Genomic DNA, 1,686 nt, shown 5'->3' on the forward strand with positions numbered 1-1,686 from the left:
CTGATTGCCTGTCCTTCCTGCTCCCGTCAGGAGTTTGATGTCATCAACACCATCAATGCCCTGGAGGCGCGGCTTGAAGATATTCTTGAGCCCATGGATGTGTCGGTGATTGGCTGCGTGGTCAATGGTATTGGCGAAGCCAAGGAAGCGGACATTGGTCTGGCGGGCGGAGACAAACGCAGCATTCTCTATTATCGCGGCAAGCAGGTAGACCGGGTAGAAAATGTGAATATAGTTGATGTGCTGGAAAAACGGATTCGTGCCGAAATTGCGGAGCGTCAGGCAGCCCGTAATGATGCCTGAGCGCCTGGTAATGGTTCGTTTGGGGAAAGTGAGTTGTTCGTATGGCTGTTAAGGGATTACAGGCGGTGCGGGGAATGAACGATATTTTCCCCGCAGAAGCAGCAGCCTGGCAGGCTCTGGAAACGGATTTGCGGGGGTTGCTCCAACTGTATGATTACGGCGAAGTCCGTCTCCCGCTGCTGGAATCGACGGAACTTTTCGCCCGCGCCATTGGTGACGTCACCGACATTGTCCAGAAAGAAATGTACACCTTTGCCGATCGTAATGGCGACAGCCTTACCCTGCGCCCGGAAGGGACCGCTGGTTGTGTACGAGCCGCGATCCAGAGCCAGACCATGCGTGGGCAGACTCCGCGTTATTATTACATGGGCCCCATGTTTCGCCATGAACGTCCCCAGAAAGGCCGCTATCGGCAATTTCACCAACTGGGCGTTGAGGTTTTCGGTCAGGCCGGAGCCGGTACAGATGCCGAAATCATCGCCCTGTCTGCGCGTATTCTGAAGCAGGCCGGGGTGCAGGCCTCTTTACAAATCAACTCATTGGGCAGTCCAGAGGCGCGGGCAGCTTACCGTGAGCGACTTCTGGAGTATTTGCGACCGCAACAGGAAGCCTTATGTGCTGATTGTCAGACCCGTATGGAGCACAATCCGTTACGGATTCTGGACTGTAAAGTGCCTGGCTGTCAGCAGATTGCAAGCCGTGCGCCACATCTGGTGGATCATCTCGATACCGAATCGGCACTGCATTTTGCCAGTCTGCAAAAACTGCTGACGGCTCTTGATATTCCCTATCAATTGAATCACAGCCTGGTACGCGGGCTGGATTACTATAACCGGACGGTTTTTGAATGGGTTACGGATGCCTTGGGTGCGCAGGGAACCGTGCTGGCCGGTGGTCGTTATGATGGACTGGTTGCCCAGCTGGGTGGTCAGGATACTCCCGCCATTGGTTTTGCCGTAGGGTTGGAGCGCTTACTCGCCTTGCAGGAAATTCAGGGAAACCAGGCCTGCGCCGGCAAACCCGTTCTTTTTATCGGGGCCATGGAAGAAGATAGTCTTGTCCGTGCCTGGCAACTGGCTGAAGCTCTTCGTGATCTGGGTATCAGTGTGGTCAGCGCTGGCCCTGCGGGTTTCAAAGCGCTGCTGAAGCAGGCAGAACGTTCCCGGGCGCAGTTCCAGCTGGTCATCGGTTTGGGACAATTGCAAGGAGAACCAGTAATCATCAAGGAACAGGGCGGGGAAAGGCGTTGGGAAGGCCGTCTGGAGGCCGTGATTACTGGTCTGCAAAGCCTCGGCGTTGATTTCCCCAAGCATGCACCCCATACTGGGCAAAATTTTGCCACTGCCAGAAGATCAAAGTGACCGGTCAAGAACTTTCCGCATT

1 protein-coding gene and 1 pseudogene are annotated in these 1,686 nt (G+C 55.0%); both read left to right on the forward strand.

The features are described 5' to 3' along the window. Positions 1-303, forward strand: a pseudogene (locus tag AC2VLY_RS12945) (flavodoxin-dependent (E)-4-hydroxy-3-methylbut-2-enyl-diphosphate synthase); the annotation flags it as partial. A 41-nt stretch (positions 304-344) separates the two neighbouring features. After that, positions 345-1,664 (forward strand): histidine--tRNA ligase, encoded by a 1,320-nt coding sequence (gene hisS, locus AC2VLY_RS12950; RefSeq protein WP_486892019.1) that lies wholly within the window; start codon positions 345-347, stop codon positions 1,662-1,664. The last annotated feature ends 22 nt before the right edge of the window (positions 1,665-1,686 follow it).

It is taken from the genome of Acidithiobacillus sp. TH-A36, assembly GCF_057473445.1.

Bases quoted from the DNA above. Each gene is read 5' to 3' on its own strand.
- hisS (WP_486892019.1), top strand. From the start codon at position 345: ATGGCTGTTAAGGGATTACAGGCGGTGCGGGGAATGAACGATATTTTC.